General features: G+C 58.8%; 1 pseudogene. It reads left to right on the forward strand.

The annotated features are described in order from the left end of the window. Positions 1-251: pseudogene (locus tag IB272_RS34810) on the forward strand (IS21 family transposase); the annotation flags it as partial. Positions 252-376: the final 125 nt, after the last annotated feature.

The raw sequence follows: 376 nt of genomic DNA on the forward strand, positions 1-376 counted from the left end.
GTACCAAAGGCAAGGACGAGCGAGGCGTCGGGTATGTGAAGCACAACGCACTTGCCGGACACAGCTTTGACAGCATGGAAGGCCTTCACCTGCACCTTGCGTGGTGGATGCGCACGGTTGCCGATCTACGATGCCATGGCACGACAGGCGAACCACCACTTGAGCGCTTTGTCCGCGACGAAGCTATGACGCTACACCCACTAAATGGCAGGCCGCCATTTCGTCAGATCCGAGAACTGCTGCGCAAGGTCTGCGCATTCCGGTGAAGTCGGCCGCTGATTCCGAAACGAAGCCGGCCACCTATTCCGATTTTATGCCGGCCACCATTCCGCTCTGAAGCCGGCCAGTTGGTGCTCCCCTGGGTCGTTGTTTTGCA

It is taken from the genome of Ensifer sp. ENS08 (assembly GCF_014852195.1).
Lineage (GTDB): Bacteria > Pseudomonadota > Alphaproteobacteria > Rhizobiales > Rhizobiaceae > Ensifer > Ensifer adhaerens.